This is a genomic window from Janthinobacterium sp. FW305-128, from assembly GCF_020858135.1.
In the GTDB taxonomy this organism is placed as follows: domain Bacteria; phylum Pseudomonadota; class Gammaproteobacteria; order Burkholderiales; family Burkholderiaceae_D; genus Janthinobacterium.
Genome location: NZ_JACYMK010000021.1, coordinates 1 through 22,115, shown reverse-complemented (window position 1 = coordinate 22,115; position 22,115 = coordinate 1). Strand labels below are relative to the sequence as shown.

The window sequence follows — 22,115 nt, the reverse complement described above, 5'->3', positions numbered from 1 at the left end:
GCGTTGTGTTTGTCAGCTGCGAAGAAGGAAGAGTATGAAGCGTTTCGGCTCATTCGTCAACCTTCTTTTTTCACCCTGCTTTACTCGGCATTTGCATGCGTCGTTCAGCGAGGGGGCGAATTATAGCCCTGCGCCGCGCGGCCCGCAAGCGCTATTTTCCCGCTTCGTGAAACGGCCCTGGCACCGCACTTGCTTATACAGCCCTATGCACTGTCCACTGATGAGAGCAACTCTGGGCCTGGCAGCAACACTGGGGACAGCCCGGCTCGCTTTGCTTTGCTCCCATTTGTGACAGGTGCTACATTATGGAACACTCTCGATATTCAAAAGAGCGCCGCAGTACAGGGCCCAACGGAGGCAACGAGATCATGTATCAACCGTCAGCTACTTACCGTAGCGCACCGTTTTCGTCCATCGCGGACGCGAACACTTTGCCGGCAGGACAGGACAACGTCCCCGTCATCATCGAAACGTCCCATCAGCGTTCCGTCGCTTTTGGCCTGTCGCCCACGGCCACGCCTGACTTTACGCCAGCCGGCAAATCCGACCTGTCCTTGCTGATCGAGCAAAACCGCATGCTGCACACGCACGCGCTACCCGCGATGGAAACCCTGTACCAGCAAATCGTCAACACGCACAATATGGTGATCTTGACGGATGCCAATGGCGTAATCGTGCATTCGCTGGGCGACGATGATTTCCTGGAGAAAGCAAACCGCGTCGCCCTGCAGCCGGGCGTGGCGTGGTCGGAACAAAGCCGCGGCACGAATGCCATCGGCACGGCCATCACGGAAAAAGTACCGACTCTGGTCCATGCGGACCAGCATTACCTGGCTGCCAATCACTTTCTGACTTGTTCTGCAGCACCGATTACCGACCACCGGGGCAATGTCATCGGCGTGCTGGACGTCTCGAGCGACCAGCGCAGTTTTCACAAGCATACGATGGCCCTCGTGCGCATGTCGGCCCTGATGATCGAAAATCAGCTGTTTTCCGCCACCTTCGAAGACGCCATCACCGTGCACTTCCACGCGCGCCCCGAATTCATCGGCACATTGATGGAAGGCATCGCCTCGTTCACGCCGGGCGGCCGGTTCTTATCGGCCAATAAGAATGGCTTGTTCCAGTTGGGCCTGTCATTTGCCGCACTACAATCGCACACGTTCAGCTCCCTGTTCGGCTTGCCAGTGTCCGCCCTGTACGAGCATTACCGCACGGCCTCACCCGGTTTGCTGAACCTGTGCATGCACAGCGGCGTGCGCGTGTATGGGCGCGCGCAGTTGCGCCTGTCCAATAGCGTCTTCCAGCACGGCTTTACTACCAGCACCGATCACAGCGACATCAACGCGGTGCCGGCGGCGATCCCTGCACCGCCCAGCCATGCGGCCAATGCGGCGCGCCGCCTGTCTGGCCTGCGCTACCTGCGCACGGGCGATCCGCAGCTGGAACTGGTGATCGAAAAGGTCAACAAGGTATTGGGGCGCGATATTCCCATCCTCGTCATGGGCGAAACAGGCACGGGCAAGGAATTGCTGGCGCAAGCCATCCACAACGACTCGCCACGGGCCATGGGACCGTTTATTGCCGTCAATTGCGCCTCCATCCCGGAAACCCTGATCGAATCCGAACTGTTCGGCTATGAAGACGGGGCGTTTACGGGCGCGCGCAAGAAAGGGGCGATCGGCAAGATCCTGCAAGCCAATGGCGGTACCCTGTTCCTCGACGAAATCGGCGACATGCCCTTCGGCTTGCAGGCACGTCTGTTGCGCGTGCTGCAGGAACGCATGGTCACGCCGCTGGGCAGCAGCAAATCGATCACCGTCAATGTGGAACTCATTTGCGCCACAAATCACAACTTGCGCGAACGCATGGCCAAGGGTTTATTTCGCGAAGACTTGTATTACCGATTGAATGGCCTGGTGGTCAAACTGCCGCCCCTGCGCGAGCGCACGGACCTCGATACCGTGGTGAAGAAAATCCTCGCGACGGAAGCGCCCGATACGCGTTACACGGTGGCACCGGATATCCTGCGCCTGTTCCACCAGCATAAGTGGCCAGGCAACTTCCGTCAGTTGACGAACCTGTTGCGCACAGCCATCGTCATGGCCGGCGACGAGCATGAAATCTGTTTGCGCCACATGCCCGATGATTTCCTCGACGATATTGAGATGACGCAAGCGACTGCCGCCAGCGCCAGCACGGACCGCATGATCGCGGCCGGCGCCAATTTGGAAGAGATGGAGCAAAGCGTGATCCTCAAGTCACTCGATGCCCACGGCGGTAACGTCTCGGCCACGGCGCGTGCCTTGGGCGTGTCGCGCAACACGATCTATCGCAAGGTGCCGCACCTGAAATAGCCTAGAGTAGACGGGGAAAGCCCGGCGACATCTTGCGCCGGCCCTGCTTGTCGATGGTCATCAGGTCGACTCCGTCCATGCGCGCGGCCATCGCATGCGCACGCGCCGCCCCCGTCACCATGAAGGTCGTCGACAAGCCATCGGCCAGCAAGCCCGTGGGCGCCAGCACGGTCACGCTGGCCAGTTCGCGCGGCGAATCGCCTTTCGCAGGGTCGAAGATGTGGTGATGCGCGAAGTCAGGCGTGAACGCGCATTCGTAATCGCCCGACGTGGCCACGCTGCGCCCTGCCACTTTCAAGGTGGCGGCCAGGATTTCCCCGTCGCGCGGATCCCGGATGCCCAGGGTCCAGGGACGGCGCACGGCACGCTGCCCGCGCGCGACGAACTCTCCCGTGTCAAGCAGTGCGTGCCGCACGCCGCGCGCCTGCACAGCCGCCAGCGCCATATCGGCCGCATAGCCTTGCGCCAGGCCATTCAAGGTCAGCGCCATGCCGGGCTGAAGAAAACGCACTTCGCGGCGATCCCACGCCAGTTGCCGCCAGCCGACCCGCGCCTGCGCTCCGTGGCGCAATGTTTCTACAGGCAAGCTGGCCTGATCTGCCGCCGCGCGAAACAGCTGCCATAAGGGTTGCACGGTGATATCAAACGCCCCGTCGCTCCATTGCGACAAGGCTCGCGCCTGCGCCAGCACCGCCAGCAGGTGCGCGTCCGGCCGGGCCAGGCGGCCATCGCGGTTCAGCTGGAAGACTTGGCTGACAGGACTGTAAATGCTCATCAGGCGGTCGACACTCCTGGCCGCATGCAAGGCATCTTCGATGGCCAGCTCGGCCTGGCGCTGGTCGTGATGCAACACGGTAACGGCGATTGTCGTGCCAAACGCCAGGGCGGCACCTTGATAAGGGCGCACGCCGGAGGCCGTAGCCGTGCCGCGCGCCATACTGCCAGGCAAGATAACGCCCGCCATGCCGGCCACGCTGCCAATCGCTGCGGAAATAAAGGTTCTACGCTGCATTGCTGCTCTCCTCTGCCGTGGCCCGGACGATGGGAATGGTACGGGTGCGCTTGATTTCCAGCATCAAAGGCGCGCATTTTTCATCGCTGGCATAGATCACCACGCAATCCATGCACTGGAAACATTCGCCATAATCGACTTTGCCGCTCGGCGCGATGGCGTGATACTCGCAACGGTGGCGGCAAGTCTGGCATGGCGTGCCGCATTCCTTGCGGCGCGGAATCCAGTTGAACAGGCGAAAGCGTCCCAGCAACGCCAGCGCCGCGCCAAACGGACACAGGTAGCGGCAAAAGAATTTATAGGAAACACTACTGAACAACAGCAAGCCCACGGCATACGCGACGAAGGGCCAGGCGCGCACGAAGTTCAGGGTAATGGCCGTCTTGAACGGTTCCAGTTCCACCAGCTTGTCCGTGATCTGGCTGGAAAACATGCTGCTGGCCAGAATGGCCGCCAGCAAGCCATACTTGATCCATTTCAAGCGCCCATCGAGGCGCGGCTTGATCTTCCACTGCGGCAAGCGCAGCCACTGGCCCAGCTTGCCCGTGAATTCCTGCAGGGCGCCAAACGGACACAGCCAGCCGCAAAACGTGCCGCGGCCCCAAATGAACAGGCTGAGCAGAACGAAAGCCCAGAGAATCACCGTCATCGGATCGAACAGGAAAAAGCCCAGGCTGCGCCCCGCCAGCAGCGCCTGGATCACCCCTGTGATGTTGACGATCGACAATTGCCCCTGGGCGTAATAGCCGATGAAGCCGATGGTAAACAGCAGGAACAGGCGGCGGAACCATGCAAATTGCCGGCCATTACGCACCAGGCGTTTCTGCCATGCCAATGCGCCGGCAAGCAGCGCCAGCCCGGCCAGCAAGATCAACAGTTCAGCCCGGCGCGCCTTCCACGTGCCGCGCCAGCCGGCATCGTCGCCTTGCGGCGCTGTATAAAACCCGGCCGGCAGACGGTAGCTGAAATCGACGTTGCGCGCGATGCGCTCCGGATACACGATGCCCTTGCTGCGCGTGATGGGGAGAGCAAATGCCAGAGGGCTGGCCGCATCAAGCCCCGCCTGGCTGATGACGCGCAATACGGCGATATTTTCAGTCGGTAACGGTCCCGCCTCCGACAAGCTCAATTCCAAGTCCAGGTCGCGCATGTCGATGGGCAAGCCATCCTGCTTCAGCAACAACCGGTCCGGCACGGTGCCGCGCACGAAATCGTCACCCAGCACGCTGTAGCGCCCGCGCGACATGACGAGGATGGCGTGGTCGCCCTCGTCGAGCCGGTTGCGCAGCTTGTTCCAACTGCGTTCCGTCAACAGATTGCGTCCCACCGTGGGCACGGAGACATAGGCCAGATACAGGTCGACGAACAGGCCGTCCGGCGCGCGCGTCGCTTCCGCATCAAGTCCCGCGCCGGGACTGCCCGCAAACAGGGTTTCGACGTCCTTGTTGCTCAGGCGCACATGCTGGATCAAGCCTTGCTCAAGCATCTTTGCCACGCTGAGTTTCTCGAACACGTCCATGCGGATGCGGGCGATCTGGTCCGGATCGCGCCCCTGCGCGAAGCCGAGTTTCTTGCGCGACACTTTCAAGGCCGAGGCCAGCACGCTCTGGTTGATGATGCGCACGGAAGCCGTCGCCTTCGACACGCCGTCGATATCAGCGTGCGTGGCATCGGCGGCGCGCTTCTTCCTGGCATCGATGGCGATATTCTGTTTCAACGACAGGCCCTGGTACTGTTTGACGAACTGGAACAGCGGCGCTTCACCTAGGCCATCGAGAAACACGGGTTCGTGCTGCGACAGCACGGCCACGTCGAGAAAACTACCCTGCGGATTGATGGCGATCAATAAATTGACGGGAACGCCGGAAAAGCCGGGAATCGGCGCCAGGTCCACCGACTCGAAGACATAGCCGACCAGTTCCGTTGCCGTGGCGTTTTGCTTGAACAGGGGCCAGACGGGCAGCTCGGCTTCCTTGTCGCCGACGACGAGGGGCGCAGGGAAGCGCCGCGCCAGCTCGGCCTTGGTGAGTACGCCGGCCCACGCCTGTCCCAGGATAAACAGGAATAGCCAGCATCCGATGAATAACCGCATTATCCGCATGCATTGCACTCCGTGCGGCGCCGCAGCTTCCGGCGCCGCATTCATTGGTTAGAAGAAAATAATGCCGCCCAGGGATACGCCATTCATCTTCGCTTCGCCGCCCGTAAAGCCTTTCGAGCGCGTCTGGCCCAGCTCCCCCACGAGGGTGATCGCACTGTTGAGCGAGTAATACGCACCGAGGGTCAGGTTGGCGTTCGACTTCAAACCGCCCGTGCCGGCCGTGTTGTCGTCGTTCTTGCTGATGCCGTAGGACAAGCCCAGCTTCAGCTTGTCCGTCGTTTTATACGTGCCTTGCAGCAGCCAGTTCTTCGATTTGGTATCGCCCTGGTCCGCATCGGAGAGAATGCCCAATCCCTTGCCGCCCTGGAAATTGAGCAGCACGCCAGCCGGTCCCATCTGGTACGAGCCGCCCACTTCCACGCCGCGCATGGTCAGGTCATCGACGCCAGGCGTTTTCGATGTGAATTTTTGCGACTTCACGCCGAGCCAGGCTTTCAAGCCCTCCTGCGCATACGTCAGCTGCGCCTGCACTTGCGGGCTGGACTTCGAAGAATAGGTCGAACCTGCCACGATGGGCGTATCGGAAACGGGGCTGACCAGCGCCACATCGGCGCCAAAACCGCTGGACTTCGGCGTGCTGTACATGATCTGGCCATAGTTGCCCAGATAGGTATAGCCGGCGCCGATATGGCCCAGGGTCACGCGGCCCCGCTGCGTCGCCTGGACGGGCGCGCCCGAGCCCAACAAGGTCATGTCGGACAGGATCGCATTCGCGCCGAAGATGCCGTAGTCGCGGCCCAGCTTGAAGGTGCCCATCTGTTCATTGCCAAACGTAAAGAAGGCCTGGCGCACGTCGACCACGCTGTTCTGGCTGATGGCACTGTCCGTGGCTGTCGAGTTATAGATGCCGATCAAGGCTTTCACGTCGTACTCGCCCAGGCGCGACGAAGCCGAGGTAATCAAGCCATTCGGCAGCAAGCCGTTGCCGATGGTGGTGCGGTCCTTTTCGCCGCCGCAACCGAGCGCCTGGCCTCCCAGCGCCAGCCCGCCCACGGCATCGCCCGAACACGACACTTGCGTGTAATAGGCGTTGACGATGCCGCCCACCGACACGGTCCAGTCGCCCGCCTTGATGTCGACGGCTTGCGCCTGCCCCACCGCTGCGATTGTCATGACACCCACGCTCCCCAGCTTGCTCAATGTGTTCATTGCGTCTCCTCTTTCTTCTCTGTTTTTAGTGTGCACATCAGTGATTGATGTACCTCAAGCTTTGGCAATAAGCGTGCCCAGCACGGCTCACAGGGAGAAAGAGAAATGACGTGTTTGACGTGTGCAGCAGCGGATCAATCGCCCCGCACGGTGTTCCTTTTTTGACCGCCGGCACATTGATCGAACGCCTGCGTAAACAAAAAACTGACGGCCTGGGCCGTCAGCAAAAAGAAAGCACCCGGCGGACAGGGAGACACCCATCCGTGTGGCCCGGACGCTTCACCCCGTTACTTCGACGCCAGCTTGAAGACCCACACGGAACCGCCCTGTTCCAGGAAGTTGACCTTCTTCGCCACCTCGCCGCCCCACAGCGGCACGGCGCCGCCCCAGCCAGAGACGACGGCCACGTATTGCGTGTCGCCATCCTGCCAGGTGACGGGCGGCGCCACGACGCCGGAACCCGTCTGGAATTTCCACAGTTCCTTGCCCGTCTTCGCGTCGACGGCTTTCAGGAAGCCTTCCGGCGTGCCGTAGAACACCAGATTACCGGCCGTGCTCATCACGCCGCCCCACAGCGGCGCGTTGTTCTTGATTTCCCAGACGATCTTGCCCGTCTTCGGATCGATGGCGCGCATGGCGCCGATGTAGTCGTCAAACAAGGGCTTGATGGTAAAGCCGGCGCCGAGGAAGGCGCCGCCCTTCTTGTAGCTGATCGGCTCGTTCCAGATGTCCATGCCCCATTCGTTCGCGGGAACGTAGAACAGCTTGGTTTGCGGCGAGTACGCCATCGGCATCTGGTTTTTTGCCCCCAGGAAAGCCGGCGCGGCAAACACGGTCGTGCCCTTCTTGCCTTCTTCTCCCTTGGTCGGGTCGCCAGGGCGGCCGGCGGCGATATAGTTCGGCCGGCCCGTCTTCAGGTCGATGCTGCTGGCCCAGGTGATTTTCTTGACGAACGGAAAGGCATTCTGCAGCTTGCCGTTGGCCGCATCGATGACGTAGAAGAAACCGTTGCGGTCGGCCTTGCCGCCATAGCGCTTGCCATCCATGTCGAAGGTGACGAACTCGTTGGCGCCGTCGAAATCCCAGGCATCGTTTGGCGTATTCTGATAAGCCCACTTGATCTGCCCCGTTTTCACGTCCAGCGCCACGGTGGACGACGAGTACAGATTGTCGCCGGGACGCAGATGGCTGTTCCACGGCGCCGGGTTGCCGGTGCCGAAATACGCCAACTTGGTCTGCGGATCGTAGGTGCCGCCCATCCACGTCGAGGCGCCGCCCGTTTTCCACAGGTCGCCCGGCCAGGTCTTGTTCACGGTACCGGACACGCCGTTATCGATGGCCTTGCCATCCTTGTCGTAGCGGTGGCCCATATGGCCTTCCACCGTCGGACGGCTCCACACGAGGTCGCCCGTCATGGGGTTGCGCGCCTCTACCCGGCCGACGATGCCGAATTCGCCGCCCGACACACCCGTCAGCAGCAAGCCTTCGGCGATCAGTGGCGCCGCCGTCATCGAGTAGCCGGCCGCGTAATCGTCAACTTTCTCCTTCCAGACGATCTTGCCCGTATTCTGGTCCAGCGCCACCAGGTAGGCGTCGAGCGTGCCGAAGATCACCAGGTTGCCGTACAGGGCGGCACCGCGGTTGACCACGTCGCAGCAGGGCATGATGCCGTCCGGCAAGCGATGCTCATATTTCCACAGCTTGGCGCCCGTTTTCAGGTCGACGGCAAAGATACGCGAATACGATGCCGTGACGAACATCTTGCCGTTATGAATCAACGGCTGCGATTCCTGGCCCCGCTGTTTTTCGCCGCCAAACGAGAACGACCAGGCCGGCACCAGCTTGGCCACGGTCTTGTCATTGATCTGCGTCAACGGCGAATAGCGCTGGCCCTGCGTGCCCATGCCGAACGACAGCACGCTGGACGGATTCTTCGCCGTGCTGTCGAGCATGGCGGTGGTGACATTGCCCACATCGGCCGCCTGGGCCAGCGATGCCACACCCAAACCGATGAGTATCCCCATGATTTTTTTCTGCACAATCATCTCCCTCTGTTATTAGTATGTGTATGTATCAGGTGCTGCCGTGGTCGTGCGGCTGCGCATGCAGCAAGGCGCACTCTTCATCGGTGAACAGGCGCGAGCGCGTCAAAAAGCGCTTGCCCGTGCCGTTGTCGAGTGAAAACATTCCGCCATTGCCATCGACCACATCGATAATCAACTGGGTATGCTCCCAGTACTCGAATTGCTCGAGTCCCATGTAGAACGGTGCGCCATTCAAATTGCCGAGATAGATATCGGTATCGCTGACATCGAACTCGCCCAGCGCGTAGCACATGGGCGCACTGCCGTCGCAGCAGCCGCCCGACTGGAAAAACATCAGCGGGCCGTGACGCTGGCGCAACTTGTCCATCATTTCCAGCGCCGCATCGGTGGCGACCACCCTGGCAATTGCTGCACTCATGGCATCCCTTTCTGCGCGCCGCGCCTGGACTACGGGCGCGGCGCCTGTTGCCGGTTTAGAAGAAGCCCAGCGCTTTCGGGCTATAGCTCACCAGCAAGTTCTTCGTTTGCTGGTAGTGGTCGAGCATCATCTTGTGGTTTTCGCGGCCGATACCCGATTGCTTGTAGCCGCCGAAAGCGGCGTGGGCCGGATACAGGTGGTAGCAATTGGTCCACACGCGGCCCGCCTGGATGGCGCGGCCCATGCGGAAGGCACGCGAACCGTCACGCGTCCACAAGCCAGCGCCCAAGCCGTACAAGGTATCGTTGGCAATCGCCAGCGCTTCAGCTTCATCCTTGAAGGTGGTCACGGACACGACCGGTCCAAAAATTTCTTCCTGGAAGATACGCATCTTGTTGTGCCCCTTGAACACGGTCGGACGCACGTAATAGCCGCCTTCCAGGTCGCCCGCCTGCGTGTTGCGCTCGCCGCCAGCCAGCACTTCGGCACCTTCCTGGCGGCCGATGTCGAGGTAGGACAGGATTTTTTCCAGCTGCTCCTGCGACGCTTGGGCGCCGATCATGGTGGACGAGTCGAGCGGATTGCCCTGCTTGATGGCGGCCACGCGCTTCAGGGCCCGTTCGATGAATTTCTCGTAGATCGATTCCTGGATCAGCACGCGCGATGGGCAGGTGCACACTTCGCCTTGATTCAGCGCAAACATCGCAAAGCCTTCCAGGCACTTGTCGAAATATTCGTCGTCCGCATCCATCACGTCTTCAAAGAAGATGTTCGGCGATTTGCCGCCCAGCTCCAGGGTGACGGGAATCAGGTTTTGCGCCGCGTAGCCCATGATCAGGCGGCCCGTGCCCGTTTCGCCCGTGAAGGCAATCTTGGCGATGCGCTTGCTCGAGGCCAGCGGCTTGCCCGCTTCCAGGCCGAAACCGTTGATGATGTTCAACACGCCCGGTGGCAGCAGGTCGCCGATCAGCTCGATCAACACCATGATGGAAGCGGGGGTTTGCTCTGCCGGTTTCAGGACGACGCAATTGCCGGCGGCCAGGGCTGGCGCCAGTTTCCACACGGCCATCAGAATCGGGAAATTCCACGGAATAATCTGGCCCACGACGCCCAGCGGCTCGTGGTAGTGGTAGGCATAGGTTTCCGCATCGATTTGCGCGACGGAACCTTCCTGCGCGCGGATGCAGCCGGCGAAGTAACGGAAATGGTCGATGGCCAGCGGAATGTCCGCGTTCATCGTTTCGCGGATCGGCTTGCCGTTATCGATCGTTTCCGCCGTGGCGATCAAGCTCAGGTTCTGTTCGATGCGGTCGGCGATGCGGTTCAGGATGTTGGCGCGCTCGGCAGGCGAAGTCTTGCCCCAGGCCTCCTTGGCGGCATGCGCGGCATCCAGCGCCAGCTCGACGTCTTCCGTCGTGGAACGGGCGATTTCGCAAAACGGCAAGCCCGTGATCGGCGTAATGTTAGGAAAGTATTCACCTTTTACTGGTGCAACGAATTTGCCGCCGATGTAATTGTCATAGCGTTGTTTGAAGGGATTGGCTACGCCCAGTTTGCTGATGTCTGCGAGATTCATGTCGTCCTCTATCGGGTTAATTAGAATGGAGTTACTTAATTAAAATCAAACGTCCTGGTACAGATGGGGTGAGTACACGCAGTCTTCCGCAAATGCCGTGCCAGCTCGCCATCCCACTACAAACTTAGCCGCTTTTACCCCTGTTACAAGGGCGCGGCTTCAATACCGGTGCGCTTTTCGGCGCATGCCCGGGCTTGAGCCGCGGGAGCGAGCCTGTTTGCGTTTTGAACAAGGTGAAGGCATCCTGTTCCAATCCGGGCCAGCCCTGCTGCTGCGGCCCGTCGCCGCTGCACAATGGAACAGGTGTACCAGACTGGAACACCTGTTCCTGTAACGCTACCGAATCACCACGCCCCATGGCAATTCGCCGACGGCGATATCGGCCACCTTGCGCGCGCTGGCCGTATCGATGACGGAGACGCTGTTCGAGCGGCCATTGGCCACGTACAGCTTGGCGCCATCGGGCGTGATGGCCATGTTCCACGGGCGCTTGCCGACGGGAATGGTGGCCGTCACCTGCTTGCTGGCCGTATCGATCACCATCACCGTACCGTCGATGCCGTTCGAGACATACACTTGCTTGCCGCCGGGATGGACCACGATGCCGTTGGCATTCTTGCCTGCTGGAATGGTGGCAATCGCCTTGCGCGCCGTCATATCGATCACGTAGACAGCATTGACCAGTTCGCACGCCACGTAGGCGCGACCAGAATCCGGACTGAAACCGATGCCGCGCGGCCGCAAGCCCACGGCGATGGACGCGACCTGGCGGCGTTGCGCCACGTCGATGACATCGACTTGCTCGGCCTCTTCCGCACTGACCAGCAGCCAGCGCCCATCGGGACTGAACACGGCATGTTCCGGGTTGCGTCCCTGCACCTTGATATCGGCAAGCACGACGCCCGTCTGGCCATCGAGCAAGGCCACGCTATTGTTTTCCTCGACGGCCACGGCCACGTAACGACCGTCGTGCGAGGCGCTCACGCCTTCGGGCGACTTGCCCAGCGTCACTGTGCGCACGGGCGCGTCTGTTTCGTTATCGATCAGCAGCAAGGCGCTGCTGGCCGCATCGGTGACAAACAATTGCCGCCCGGTGGGGTCGGCGGCAATGCCGCGCGGACGCTTGCCTGCGGCGATCTGGCGCACGACCTGATCGGTCGCCGTGTCGATCACGCTCACGGTGCCCGATTTTTCATTGGGGACATAGGCAAAAGGAGCGGCCTGGAGGGCCGTGCTGAAGAGCGCAGGCAGCAGCCAGCACACCTGGCGCAAGCGCGGGAAGAAGTTGGGCATAATCACCTTTTCAATGGCAAAACACAGGAAAAGCGCGCGGTAGCGGCGCATCTGATAATTGCTGCATGCAAACGCCGTGCCACTGACACGCGTATAATTTCCGCCCACCAATGGAGACATGGCAGGCATATTGCTTGATACAACTATGCAGACCTGCGCCGCTCACGCGCTCAAGCAGGCTTTTATTCACATTGGAGAATCCGCATGCAGCATCGTTTCCGCCTGAACACCATCGCCAGCCTGTTTGTCGCCGGCAGCGCCACCCTGGCCCCCCACGTCTTTGCCGCCGAGCCCACTGACTTGGCCGCCGGGCAACTCATGGATACGGTGGTCATCAGCGGCAGCCGCATCGCCCACCCCAGCCAGGAAGTGCCCGCGTCCATCGACGTCGTCGACAGCGCCCGCATCCAGGAGGGCCAAATCCGCGTCAATGCCTCGGAAGCGCTGGCCGCCGTGCCGGGTCTGGTCGTACAAAACCGCCAAAACTACGCACAAGACTTGCAAATCTCGTCGCGCGGCTTCGGCGCCCGCTCGGCCTTCGGCGTGCGCGGCGTCAAGCTGATCAGCGATGGCATTCCCGCCAGCATGCCCGACGGGCAAGGCCAGGCTGCCACCTTCAACCTCGATACGGCCGAGCGCATCGAAGTGCTGCGCGGGCCGTTTTCTGCCATCTACGGCAACCATTCGGGCGGCGTGATCCAGCTGTTTTCCAAGGATGGGCAAAATCCCCCGTCCGTCGAACTGAACGTGACGGGCGGCAGCTTCGGCACCAGCAAGGTGGACCTGTCGGCGCAGGGCCAGGCAGGCGGCATCGGCTACGTGCTCGACGGTTCGCGCTTCCGCACGGACGGCTTCCGCGACCACAGCGCCGCCACGCGCGAACAGGCGTTCGGCAAGATCACGGTCAAGCCGAATACGGACAGCAAGCTGACCATCGTCGCCAACAGCCTGCACCAGGGCAACACGCAAGATCCGCTGGGCGCCACCTGGGCCACGTTTTCCCGCGATCCGCGCGCCGGCGAAATCGATGCGACGGACACGCAAAACCCGAAACGCACCCTGGCCGAACGCTACAACACGCGCAAGAGCATCGACCACCAGCAAATCGGCGCCACCTATGAACAATCGTTTGGCGAAGACCGCCTGCACGTGACGGCCTACGGCGGCAACCGCGACGTGATCCAGTACCAGGCTTTTACCAAGGGTTTCCAGGCGCCAGCCAGCCATTCGGGCGGCGTGGTCGACTTCCAGCGTGAGTTCTACGGCATCGACACCAACTGGCTGCACGTGAACCAGCTGGCAGGCGGCAAGCTGAGCACCACCATCGGCATCGACTATGGCCGCTCCAGCGATGACCGCACCGGCTATGAAAATTACATCGGCAACACGTTTGGCGTGAAGGGCAAGCTGCGCCGCGACGAGCAGGATGTCGTTTCCAGCCTCGACCCGTATATCCAGGCAGAATGGCAAAGCGGGCCATGGCTGCTCAGCGCAGGTGTGCGCTACAGCAAGATGAAAGTGTCGGTCAACGACCGCTTCCTCGGCAATGGCGACGACAGCGGCAGCCTGGAGTTCAGCCACACGACACCCGTGCTGGGCCTGCTGTATAAACTGACGCCCAACGTCAACGTGTACGCCAGCGCCGCGCGCGGTTTCGAAGCACCCACCCTGAACGAACTGTTTTACTCGGGCACGGGCGGCGGCTTCAATTACCAGCTGAAACCGGCCACCAGCACCAACCTGGAAGCGGGTATCAAGGCCAGGATCGCGAACAACACGCATGTGAACGCGGCCGTGTTCCAGATCAAGACCAACGATGAACTGGTGGTCGACAGTTCCAGCGGCGGGCGCACCAGCTACCGCAATGCGGGCAAGACCTTACGCCAAGGCATGGAAGTGTCGCTCGACTCCAGCTTGCCGTACGGTTTCACGACAAAAGTGGCGCTGACCAGCCTGCACGCCGTGTATGACCAGGCGTTCGGCAGCGTGCGCGAAGGCAGCCGCTTGCCGGGCGTGCCCAGCGCCAACCTGTTCGCGGAACTGGCCTGGAAAGACACGCTCGACCGTTTCGGCGCGGCAGTGGAAAGCGTGGCCAGCAACCAGGTCTACGCGGAAGACAGCAACAGCGAAAAACCGGCGCCCGGCTACACGGTGTTCAATGCGCGCTTCAACGCCAAACAAAACGTAGGGAATTGGCGCTTCAAGGAGTTTGCCCGCCTGAATAATCTTTTCGACAAGACCTACGTGGGCTCCGTCATCGTCGGCGACAGCAACAAGCGCTACTATGAAGCGGCGCCGGGGCGCAACTGGTTGTTAGGCGTCAGCGCCATGTATTCCTTCTAATTAAAAAGCCCGCGCATCAGAAGATGCGCGGGCTTTTCAACGAGAGCAAGCTAAATCAGGGCCGCGCTTCCTTCACGCCATACTTCTCAAAGATGGCTTTCAATTCACCGCTGGCCGCCATCTCGTTCATGGCCCCCTGCAGTAACTTGGCCACGTCGAGCTGTTGCTTGCTGACGGCCAGGCCCACGGCCCAGCCGGCACGCGGCAAGCGGGCGAACGCCACTTCAGTCATGGGGAAAGCGGGATCGCTTTTCAGCACCGATTCGATTTCCGATCGGTTGGCCAGCACGGCGTCGAGCTTGCCTACTTGCAATTGCTGCAAGGCTTCGGCGGCCGTATCGAAGATACGCACGTCGTCGCGGTACTTGCCATTGTCCTCGCCCAGCATCAGCATGGCCGCGATCGAGACCTTTTCCACGCCGATACGCTTGCCTGCGAGGCTGGCGACGCCATCGAATTGCGGCACGGCTTGCGCGCTGCGCGCCAGGCGCACGGTTTCCACGTAGTACGGCGCGAAGATCTCGACCTTGTCGTTATCCGCCATCAACTTCTTGTCGACCGGCACGTGCAGCATTACGTCGGCGGGACCATAGCCGAGGTAATGTCCCTTCCACACCATATTGCGCAAGTCGTCGTTGAGGTTTTCGCCGGCGGGAAAGGGCAGCAAGCTCAGTTTCAGCCCCAGCTTTTTCGCCAGCGCTTCGGCGATGTCGATATCGATGCCCGCGCCCTTGTCGGAAAACGGCGCGAACTCGTTATACACAGCCACTTTCAGGCTGCCCGACTGCTGCACTTTCTGCCAATCGGCGCGCGCCGGCGCGGCCGCGCACAGCGCCATGCAAGCGAGCGAGAGCATCGCGCGCGCGCCACGGAGTTGAAATGAACGCATGGAACTCCTTCGTTATCAGTTCGACCTAATTAGACTCGCGGCGGGTTTCCAGGTAGGTCTTGATGGCCCACATCGCTTCCTGGTTGAATACGCCCTCGAACGGCGGCATGTACACGGCACCATTACGCACTTTACCGTGACGGATGGTCGCCAGGAAATAATTATCCGTTTCCTTGTAGCACGCCTGTTTCTTTGTCTCATTCTTGATACCGAAGCAATCGCGGTCCAGCTGGCGCAAGTCCGGCGCGATGCCGCCCGAAATGGCTTCGATGCCGTGGCAGCGCGCGCAATTCTGGTTATAGGCCGAGGTGCCCACCGTCAGGGCCAGCTTGTTGCCGCGATACGGGTTTTGCTCAAGCCACTTGTCGCCCACCTTGGGCAAGCCCGTGGTGTCGACGCCTTGCGGCGTGACATTGCCGTGCGCATAGGCATGCGGCAAGGTCAGCAGGGAGGTGAGGGCAACGGCGCCGGCGGCGGCCACGCCGAGCAGGGTACGGATGGAATAGGTCATGCTGGTCTCCTTGGTTTTTTTAGTGAATATCCAAGAAGAGCAAATGCCATGCCATGCGTATATGCCCCACATCGGGCCACCCATGTATCAATTTGGAACAGCTGCAACAGCGATTGTGTCACCGCGCGCGTCAGGCGGCGGCCACCGTGCAGATGCTGCCCCGCGCCTGCTGCTCGAAAGTGATACGCACGGGCAAGAAGCGGGCAATCACTTCCGCATTCGTCAACGCATGCTGCGACACCTTGCTGCAACTGAAGCTACCGCCGCCGGCCAGCGCCATGGGCAGCAAGAGCTGGTCCGCCAGGTGCTCGCCCACGGCCGCGTCCGTCTTGAGATAGGCGCGCACCTCGTTCAACAGGCGCTTGGCCACGGATTCGGCCAGCAAGTGCTTTTCGCCGAACGACGTAAATACTTCCGTGACGTGCTCATGCTCCAATGTCAGCAACAGGACGTTGCCCGGTCCGTGCTCCGCCGGCAAGCCGACGAGACGCAGCTGCTTGCCGCTCCAGCCCATGCCGTCGGCGACACGCTCGAGCTCGCGCTGCGCCACGTTCACATGCACGCCCGCCACCACGCTTTCCGCATACCCGGCCTTCCGCTCGCCGCGCTGCAGCAGTGAAATGGGCCGCAAACGCTGGCACGGTTGCACGGTGGCCAGCACCTCGCCACCACCTGCGGGATGAAAGCCATAGCGCTGCTGCGTAATCTCCACCTCGGCGCCCATCTGTTCCAGGATGCGGCCATACGCGCGCTGCAAAAAATGCACGGGCGGCGCCATGGCATTGTGCGTGCCGCCGGCCACATGAATGGTGGACGGCCCATCCGCATGCAGCAAGGCGGGCAACAGGGTTTGCAGCACCAGGGTGCAGCTGCCGGCGCTGCCGATGGCAAAGCGGTAATCGCCGCCGCGTATGGGGCCAGGCACGAATTCCAGGCTGGCTGCGCGCAGCACCACCGGCGTCGTGCGCGCCCCGCAAATGGCGGCCGACGCCTGCACGGCCAGCAAATGCTGGCGCAACAAGCCGGGCTTGTCCCGCCCCGCGCGAATATTCGTCAGCCGGAACGGCTGCCCCGTGATCATCGACAGGCTCAGCGCCGAGCGCAAAATCTGTCCGCCGCCTTCACCTTGCGCTCCATCAATTTCGATCATCTGTACTTTCTTTCTATCAACCTTTGACGCAAACGACCTGCTTCAGGATATGCACGACGTCGACCAGCTCGCGCTGTGCCAGCATCACCGCATCGATATCCTTGTAGGCCATTGGAATTTCATCAATCACGTTTTCATCCTTGCGGCATTCCACGCCTTGCGTGGCGCGGATCTGGTCGTCCAGGTTGAAGCGCCGCTTCGCTTCCGTACGGCTCATCGTCCGTCCCGCACCGTGGCTGCAGCTATGGAAACTGTCCGCATTACCCTTGCCGCGCACGATAAAACTCTTCGCGCCCATGGAACCGGGAATGATCCCCAGTTCGCCGGCGCGGGCCGAGACGGCGCCCTTGCGCGTGACCAGTACGTCCTTGCCGAAGTGGTGCTCCTTCTGCACATAGTTATGGTGGCAGTTGACGGCTTCCACATGCGTCTGGAACGGCTTATGGATGACCGTGCGCACGGCCGCGATCAGGTTTTGCATCATCACTTCGCGGTTGTTGCGCGCGAAACGCTGGGCCCAGCCCACCGCTTCCACGTAATCGTCGTAATGCCGCGTGCCTTCGGCCAGATAGGCGAGGTCCTGGTCGGGCAGGTTAATAAAATGGGTACGCATATCCTGCTTGGCCAGTTCGATGAAATGCGTACCGATGGCATTGCCCACGCCGCGCGAACCAGAATGCAGCATGAACCATACAGAACCCTGTTCATCGAGACAGACTTCGACGAAGTGGTTACCGCTGCCCAAAGTTCCCAGGTGACGATAGTTATTCGTGTTCTTCAGCTTGGGCGTTTTCAGGCAGATGGCGTCGAATTCATCCTTCAGCTGCAGCCACGCGGCATCGACTACCGAGGGCGGCGTCTGCCAGGAACCCTCGTCGCGGCCGCGGTGACCGCGCGTCTTCGGCGACATCCCGTGCGGAATGGCGCGCTCGATGGCGCTGCGCAGCGGCCCCAGGTTATCGGGCAAATCATTTGCCGTCAGCGTGGTTTTCGCCGCCATCATGCCGCAACCGATATCGACGCCCACGGCTGCCGGAATCACGGCGCCCAGGGTGGGGATCACGCTGCCGATGGTCGACCCTTTACCCAGGTGGACGTCGGGCATGACGGCGATATGCTTGTAGATGAACGGCAGGGTCGCCGTGTTGCGCAATTGTTTTTTGGCCGCTTCTTCGACAGGCACGCCACGCGTCCACATTTTCACGGGACGGCTGCCTTCGGTATGCAGAACTTCGTATTCTTCGTTTTTCATCGCTATGCTCTTCTTCTATTGTATAGGGGGTGATGACAAGGATTGGTGAAACATTGCCGACGCATCGGCTCTGGATGTAGTTCCACCGGCATTCATCAGTACGACAACCCGACAAGGGGGGACAGGATTTTCTGCCAGGCGCAATGTGCCTGGCAGGCCGGTTTGACGCGGCTGATCGATGTAATCCTGTCGGCATTCGGGGTACTGCGGCGCATGACAAGCCTGGACAGGACGTTTCTTATGTAGTCTTGTCCGCATTCGTGCGCTTTACTTCAACACGCTGGCGCCGCGATATCGATGGCGGCGATTTCTCCCACCCAGTGGGCCGGGTCCAGCTGACCGACGGCAAAGGCGGCGATGATCTTGAAGACGTCGTCGGAAAAACCGCCGATATTCAGGATATCCTCGCGCTCCATCGCCTGTGTCGTGGCATGCGGCGAAATATCGATGCACACCAGCTTTGCCTGCGGATTGCGCTGCTTGAAAACCGTCCACTGTCCCATCGTCGCCGTGGCGCCGCTGCGCTTCGCGTCGATCCACGATTCGTTATCAGACACATAGATCACCAGGTCGGCCAGCTCCTTCCTGCTGTTCATGCGCAGCAGGGGTGCGCTGCAATTGGTGCCGCCACCGCCGATGGCCGCCAGCCTGGCCGCATTCGCCATTACGCTGTCATCGGCGCCAAGTGCGCACTGCACCACGTTGTGCTCGAACGGCAGCACCACGGCGTCCGGATTCTTGCGCAGCATGGCTGCCGCCACCAGAGCCGCCACGTCGATGCAGCGCACGTTCGAGGTGGCGCTGCCGCGAAAACCGCTAACGGGCGAGGCCATCGAGCCGGAAACGTCAGGACACACCACCACCTTGCCCGCGATCCGCGGCACGTTCGCCAGCGATATTTCCAGCGCCTGCTCCAGCGCTGCATGCACGATGCGCGGTACCTTGTCGCCGGCGGCCATGTACGCCGACATCAGTTGGTAGGGAAACACGCGCGAGCTGGCGATCGCTTCGGGATCGCGCAGCTTGGCGGCGATCAGTTCCGGCATGCCATCAATCGCGTACACGCCATGGCGGGCAAAGGTATTCAGATTCATGCGCACCATCTGCCAGCTGCCCTGGCGGGCGATCTGCGCCCAATCCTGCGCGCTCAAGGGCAGCGCCGTCAGCATCTGGAACGGCACTGCCGGTATCGGCTGCGAAGGATCGGCCTTGTATGCCTCGAACGCGGCCAGCGCCGGCGGCAAGGCATCGCGTGTATATTCCTTGCCGATCAGCCAGGCAAAGAATGCCTCCCGCCACGCTGCCTGCGGTTTCGGATGCACCATTTTCACCACGTCGGCCAGCGACGGCGCATTGCCCACGGCAGCGGCCAGCAAGGCCTGCTCGGATGCGTTGTTCAACCATGCCTGTACCAGCTTTTTCGGACGCGATCCCAGCGACTTGCGGCCCACGGCGCCCGAACGCATGATCTGCACGAAATTGCGCAGCATCTTGCCGTTGTTAATCACACGCTGGAAGGCCTGCGTAAATTCTGCAGCACCCTGCCCCGCCAGCACGGCCACTAGCAAGGCCGGCATGTCTTTCATGTAGCCCCGTTCGCGGCAGTACACGGCCGTTTGTGCGATGAAGGCTGGTTCGACCGCCTTGCACAGTTCCAGTACCATCGCCAGCTGCGCTTCGGCGCTGGCATAGAACGTCGTGTTCAGGCAACCGGTGGCCGCATATTGCGCCAGTTGATGCCGGGGCGTCAACGCGTAGGCCGGCGCGCCTTCGGCATTGCGTGCCAGTGCCGCTGGCACGGTCGCGGTCTGTTGTGCGCTCTGGAATAGCTGGGCGTTGGCCATTTTTCGTTCCTCTCTGCTCTCTACGTTTATCTCGTTGGTATCTCCTCTATTGCAAACGCCGTGCCAGCTTTCAATATTTCCTCAAACATTTCCATAAACCATTGATTTCATTAAATAATATTTTCACGTAAGCTGTGCGTTGAAAATATCCCTGCCACGGTGATTTGGAATACAATTATCTTTTAAGATAAATATTTATCCCAACTATGCAAGCAAAACGTATCGTCGTCATCGGCTTTCTCGGCACGCAGCTCGACAATGGCAGGGGAGCGGCACGCTGGGAAAAGTGGCGCCCCAGCATCGCCCTGACCCAGCATGAGGACAAGATCATCGACCGTTTCGAGCTGCTGTATGCAGGCAGGCAGTTCGATAACCTGGTGCGCCAGGTATCGCAGGACATCGCCAGCGTCTCGCCTGAAACAAGGCTGGTCGCCCATGAACTGCCCATCAGCGATGCCTGGGATTTTGAAGACGTGTATGGCGCGCTCTACGATTTTGCCAACAGCTACGCCTTCGATCCGGACAAGGAGGAGTACTGGATCCACATCACCACCGGCAGCCACGTGGCGCAAATCTGCATGTTCCTGATGACGGAAGCGCGCTATTTTCCCGGCCGCCTCGTGCAGACGTCGCCACCGAAGCGCCAGGCCATCGGCAATCCAGGCAGCTACGCGCTGATCGACCTCGATCTGTCGCGCTACGACCAGATCGCGCAGCGTTTTACGCGCGAACAGGCCGAGGGCGTGGCCTTCCTGAAGTCCGGCATCGCCACGCGCAATGCGAAGTTCAACAGCATGATCGAGGAAATCGAGCGCGTCGCCATCAAGTCGCGCGCGCCCATGCTGCTGATGGGACCTACCGGTGCCGGCAAGTCCTTTCTTGCGCGCCGCGTGTATGAACTGAAAAAATCGCGCCATCAGATCGACGGCAAATTCATCGACCTCAATTGCGCCACCCTGCATGGCGATGGCGCAGCCTCTACCTTGTTCGGTCATATCAAGGGGGCATTCACGGGCGCCGGTGCGGACCGGCCAGGCTTGCTGCGCAGCGCGCACAAGGGCTTGCTGTTTCTCGATGAAATCGGCGAACTGGGACTCGATGAACAGGCGATGTTGCTGAAAGCCATCGAAGAAAAACGCTTCTTTCCTGTTGGTGCGGATACGGAGGTGCAAAGCGACTTCCAGCTGATCGCCGGCACCAACCGCGACCTGGGCAAGGAGGTGGCGGCCGGCCGCTTCCGCGAAGACCTGTATGCGCGCATCAACCTGTGGACGTACGAATTACCAGGTCTGGCGCAGCGAGCCGAGGATATTGAGCCGAACCTGGACTACCTGCTGGCGCAGTACGGTGCGGAGACGGGCGAAAGAGTGCGCTTCAACAAGGAGGCGCGCGAGCGCTTCATGCGCTTTGCCAGCTCGCCATCGGCCCGCTGGAGCGGCAATTTCCGCGACCTCTCCGCCGCAGTCACGCGCCTTGCCACGCTGTCGGAAGCGGGCCGCATCACGGATAGTGTGGTCGACGAAGAGATCAGGCGCCTGAACCGGATGTGGCAGCATCATGATGGGCGAACCGGTCGTCCGGAAGTGGACCTGGCAGAGCTGATGGGAGAGCAGGCGGCAGCGCAACTCGATCTGTTCGATGCGCTGCAGCTGCAGGCAGTCATCCAGGTGTGCCGACAATCCAACAGCCTGTCCGATGCGGGCCGCAAGCTGTATGCCGTTTCGCGCGAGGCAAAGGCGAAACCGAATGATGCGGACCGGCTCAAGAAATTCCTGGCTCGCTTTGACCTGGAATGGGACAGTATTAGATAACAGAGGCAGCGCACAGCGCTGCTTTTTTTCGTCTGTTGCATTGGCAGCTGATGAACAGCCGGGGTCAGACCCTCCATGCCGCAAACTCAGGGGCTTGTGCTATCGCCGATGGGGGTCTGACCCCAGCCTTCGCTTGGGGCGAACGCTAAAACCGTCAGACGAAAAAAAACCCGACCATTGCTGATCGGGTTTTTCTCAAGAAACCACAGCCAAAGGCTGTTGCTTCAAATAACAAGCCTGACGATAACCTACTTTCACACTGGTTGCAGCACTATCATCGGCGCAAAGTTGTTTCACGGTCCTG

General features: G+C 60.8%; 15 protein-coding genes. 3 read left to right on the top strand and 12 right to left on the bottom strand.

Annotated features, from left to right (window positions below; all coding sequences use genetic code 11):
* Positions 1–368: 368 nt before the first annotated feature.
* Positions 369–2,357 (top strand): sigma-54-dependent Fis family transcriptional regulator, encoded by a 1,989-nt coding sequence (locus tag IGS60_RS27880; RefSeq protein ID WP_230506854.1) that lies wholly within the window; start codon positions 369–371, stop codon positions 2,355–2,357.
* Between the two features lies 1 nt (position 2,358).
* Here the strand turns inward: IGS60_RS27880 and IGS60_RS27875 are convergent, their stop codons facing one another.
* The 7 genes from IGS60_RS27875 to IGS60_RS27845 form a co-directional block, all read right to left on the bottom strand.
* Positions 2,359–3,369: an FAD:protein FMN transferase gene (locus tag IGS60_RS27875; protein WP_230506853.1), complete on the bottom strand. Its 1,011-nt coding sequence runs from the start codon at positions 3,367–3,369 to the stop codon at positions 2,359–2,361.
* Complete coding sequence (locus IGS60_RS27870) at positions 3,359–5,461, bottom strand: 4Fe-4S binding protein (RefSeq protein WP_230506852.1); 2,103 nt, start codon at positions 5,459–5,461, stop codon at positions 3,359–3,361. Before IGS60_RS27870 ends, IGS60_RS27875 begins: the two co-directional genes overlap by 11 nt.
* 57 nt (positions 5,462–5,518) lie before the next feature.
* On the bottom strand, positions 5,519–6,679 hold the full coding sequence (locus IGS60_RS27865) for a porin (protein ID WP_070221754.1): 1,161 nt from the start codon (positions 6,677–6,679) through the stop codon (positions 5,519–5,521).
* Positions 6,680–6,966: 287 nt separating this feature from the next.
* On the bottom strand, positions 6,967–8,703 hold the full coding sequence (locus IGS60_RS27860) for a PQQ-dependent methanol/ethanol family dehydrogenase (RefSeq protein ID WP_083287472.1): 1,737 nt from the start codon (positions 8,701–8,703) through the stop codon (positions 6,967–6,969).
* 49 nt (positions 8,704–8,752) lie between these two features.
* The gene (locus IGS60_RS27855) at positions 8,753–9,142 is read right to left on the bottom strand and encodes a DUF779 domain-containing protein (protein ID WP_070221752.1); all 390 of its coding nucleotides are present in this window, start codon (positions 9,140–9,142) and stop codon (positions 8,753–8,755) included.
* Positions 9,143–9,197: 55 nt separating this feature from the next.
* Entirely contained in the window at positions 9,198–10,718 is a 1,521-nt protein-coding gene (gene adh, locus IGS60_RS27850; RefSeq protein WP_070221751.1) for an aldehyde dehydrogenase, read from the bottom strand.
* A gap of 336 nt (positions 10,719–11,054) precedes the next feature.
* A complete protein-coding gene (locus tag IGS60_RS27845) occupies positions 11,055–12,011 on the bottom strand; it encodes a beta-propeller fold lactonase family protein (protein WP_230506851.1) in 957 nt (318 codons plus the stop codon).
* Between the two features lie 204 nt (positions 12,012–12,215).
* Here IGS60_RS27845 and IGS60_RS27840 point away from each other — a divergent pair, with 204 nt between their 5' ends.
* The gene (locus tag IGS60_RS27840; protein ID WP_230506850.1) at positions 12,216–14,354 is read left to right on the top strand and encodes a TonB-dependent receptor; all 2,139 of its coding nucleotides are present in this window, start codon (positions 12,216–12,218) and stop codon (positions 14,352–14,354) included.
* Between the two features lie 55 nt (positions 14,355–14,409).
* Here the strand turns inward: IGS60_RS27840 and IGS60_RS27835 are convergent, their stop codons facing one another.
* From IGS60_RS27835 to IGS60_RS27815, 5 genes are all read right to left on the bottom strand, one after another.
* Positions 14,410–15,243: an ABC transporter substrate-binding protein gene (locus IGS60_RS27835; protein ID WP_230506849.1), complete on the bottom strand. Its 834-nt coding sequence runs from the start codon at positions 15,241–15,243 to the stop codon at positions 14,410–14,412.
* A 25-nt stretch (positions 15,244–15,268) separates the two neighbouring features.
* A complete protein-coding gene (gene pedF, locus IGS60_RS27830) occupies positions 15,269–15,754 on the bottom strand; it encodes a cytochrome c-550 PedF (protein ID WP_070221748.1) in 486 nt (161 codons plus the stop codon).
* A gap of 130 nt (positions 15,755–15,884) precedes the next feature.
* Positions 15,885–16,904, bottom strand: coding sequence for an RNA 3'-terminal phosphate cyclase (gene rtcA / locus IGS60_RS27825; protein WP_230506848.1), 1,020 nt, complete (start codon positions 16,902–16,904; stop codon positions 15,885–15,887).
* Positions 16,905–16,920: 16 nt separating this feature from the next.
* Positions 16,921–18,156: an RtcB family protein gene (locus IGS60_RS27820; RefSeq protein ID WP_121668524.1), complete on the bottom strand. Its 1,236-nt coding sequence runs from the start codon at positions 18,154–18,156 to the stop codon at positions 16,921–16,923.
* Positions 18,157–18,428: 272 nt separating this feature from the next.
* Complete coding sequence (locus tag IGS60_RS27815) at positions 18,429–20,000, bottom strand: RNA-binding protein (protein WP_230506847.1); 1,572 nt, start codon at positions 19,998–20,000, stop codon at positions 18,429–18,431.
* A gap of 206 nt (positions 20,001–20,206) precedes the next feature.
* Between IGS60_RS27815 and rtcR the strand changes: the two genes are divergently transcribed.
* On the top strand, positions 20,207–21,811 hold the full coding sequence (rtcR, locus tag IGS60_RS27810) for an RNA repair transcriptional activator RtcR (RefSeq protein WP_230506846.1): 1,605 nt from the start codon (positions 20,207–20,209) through the stop codon (positions 21,809–21,811).
* Positions 21,812–22,115 lie beyond the last annotated feature (304 nt).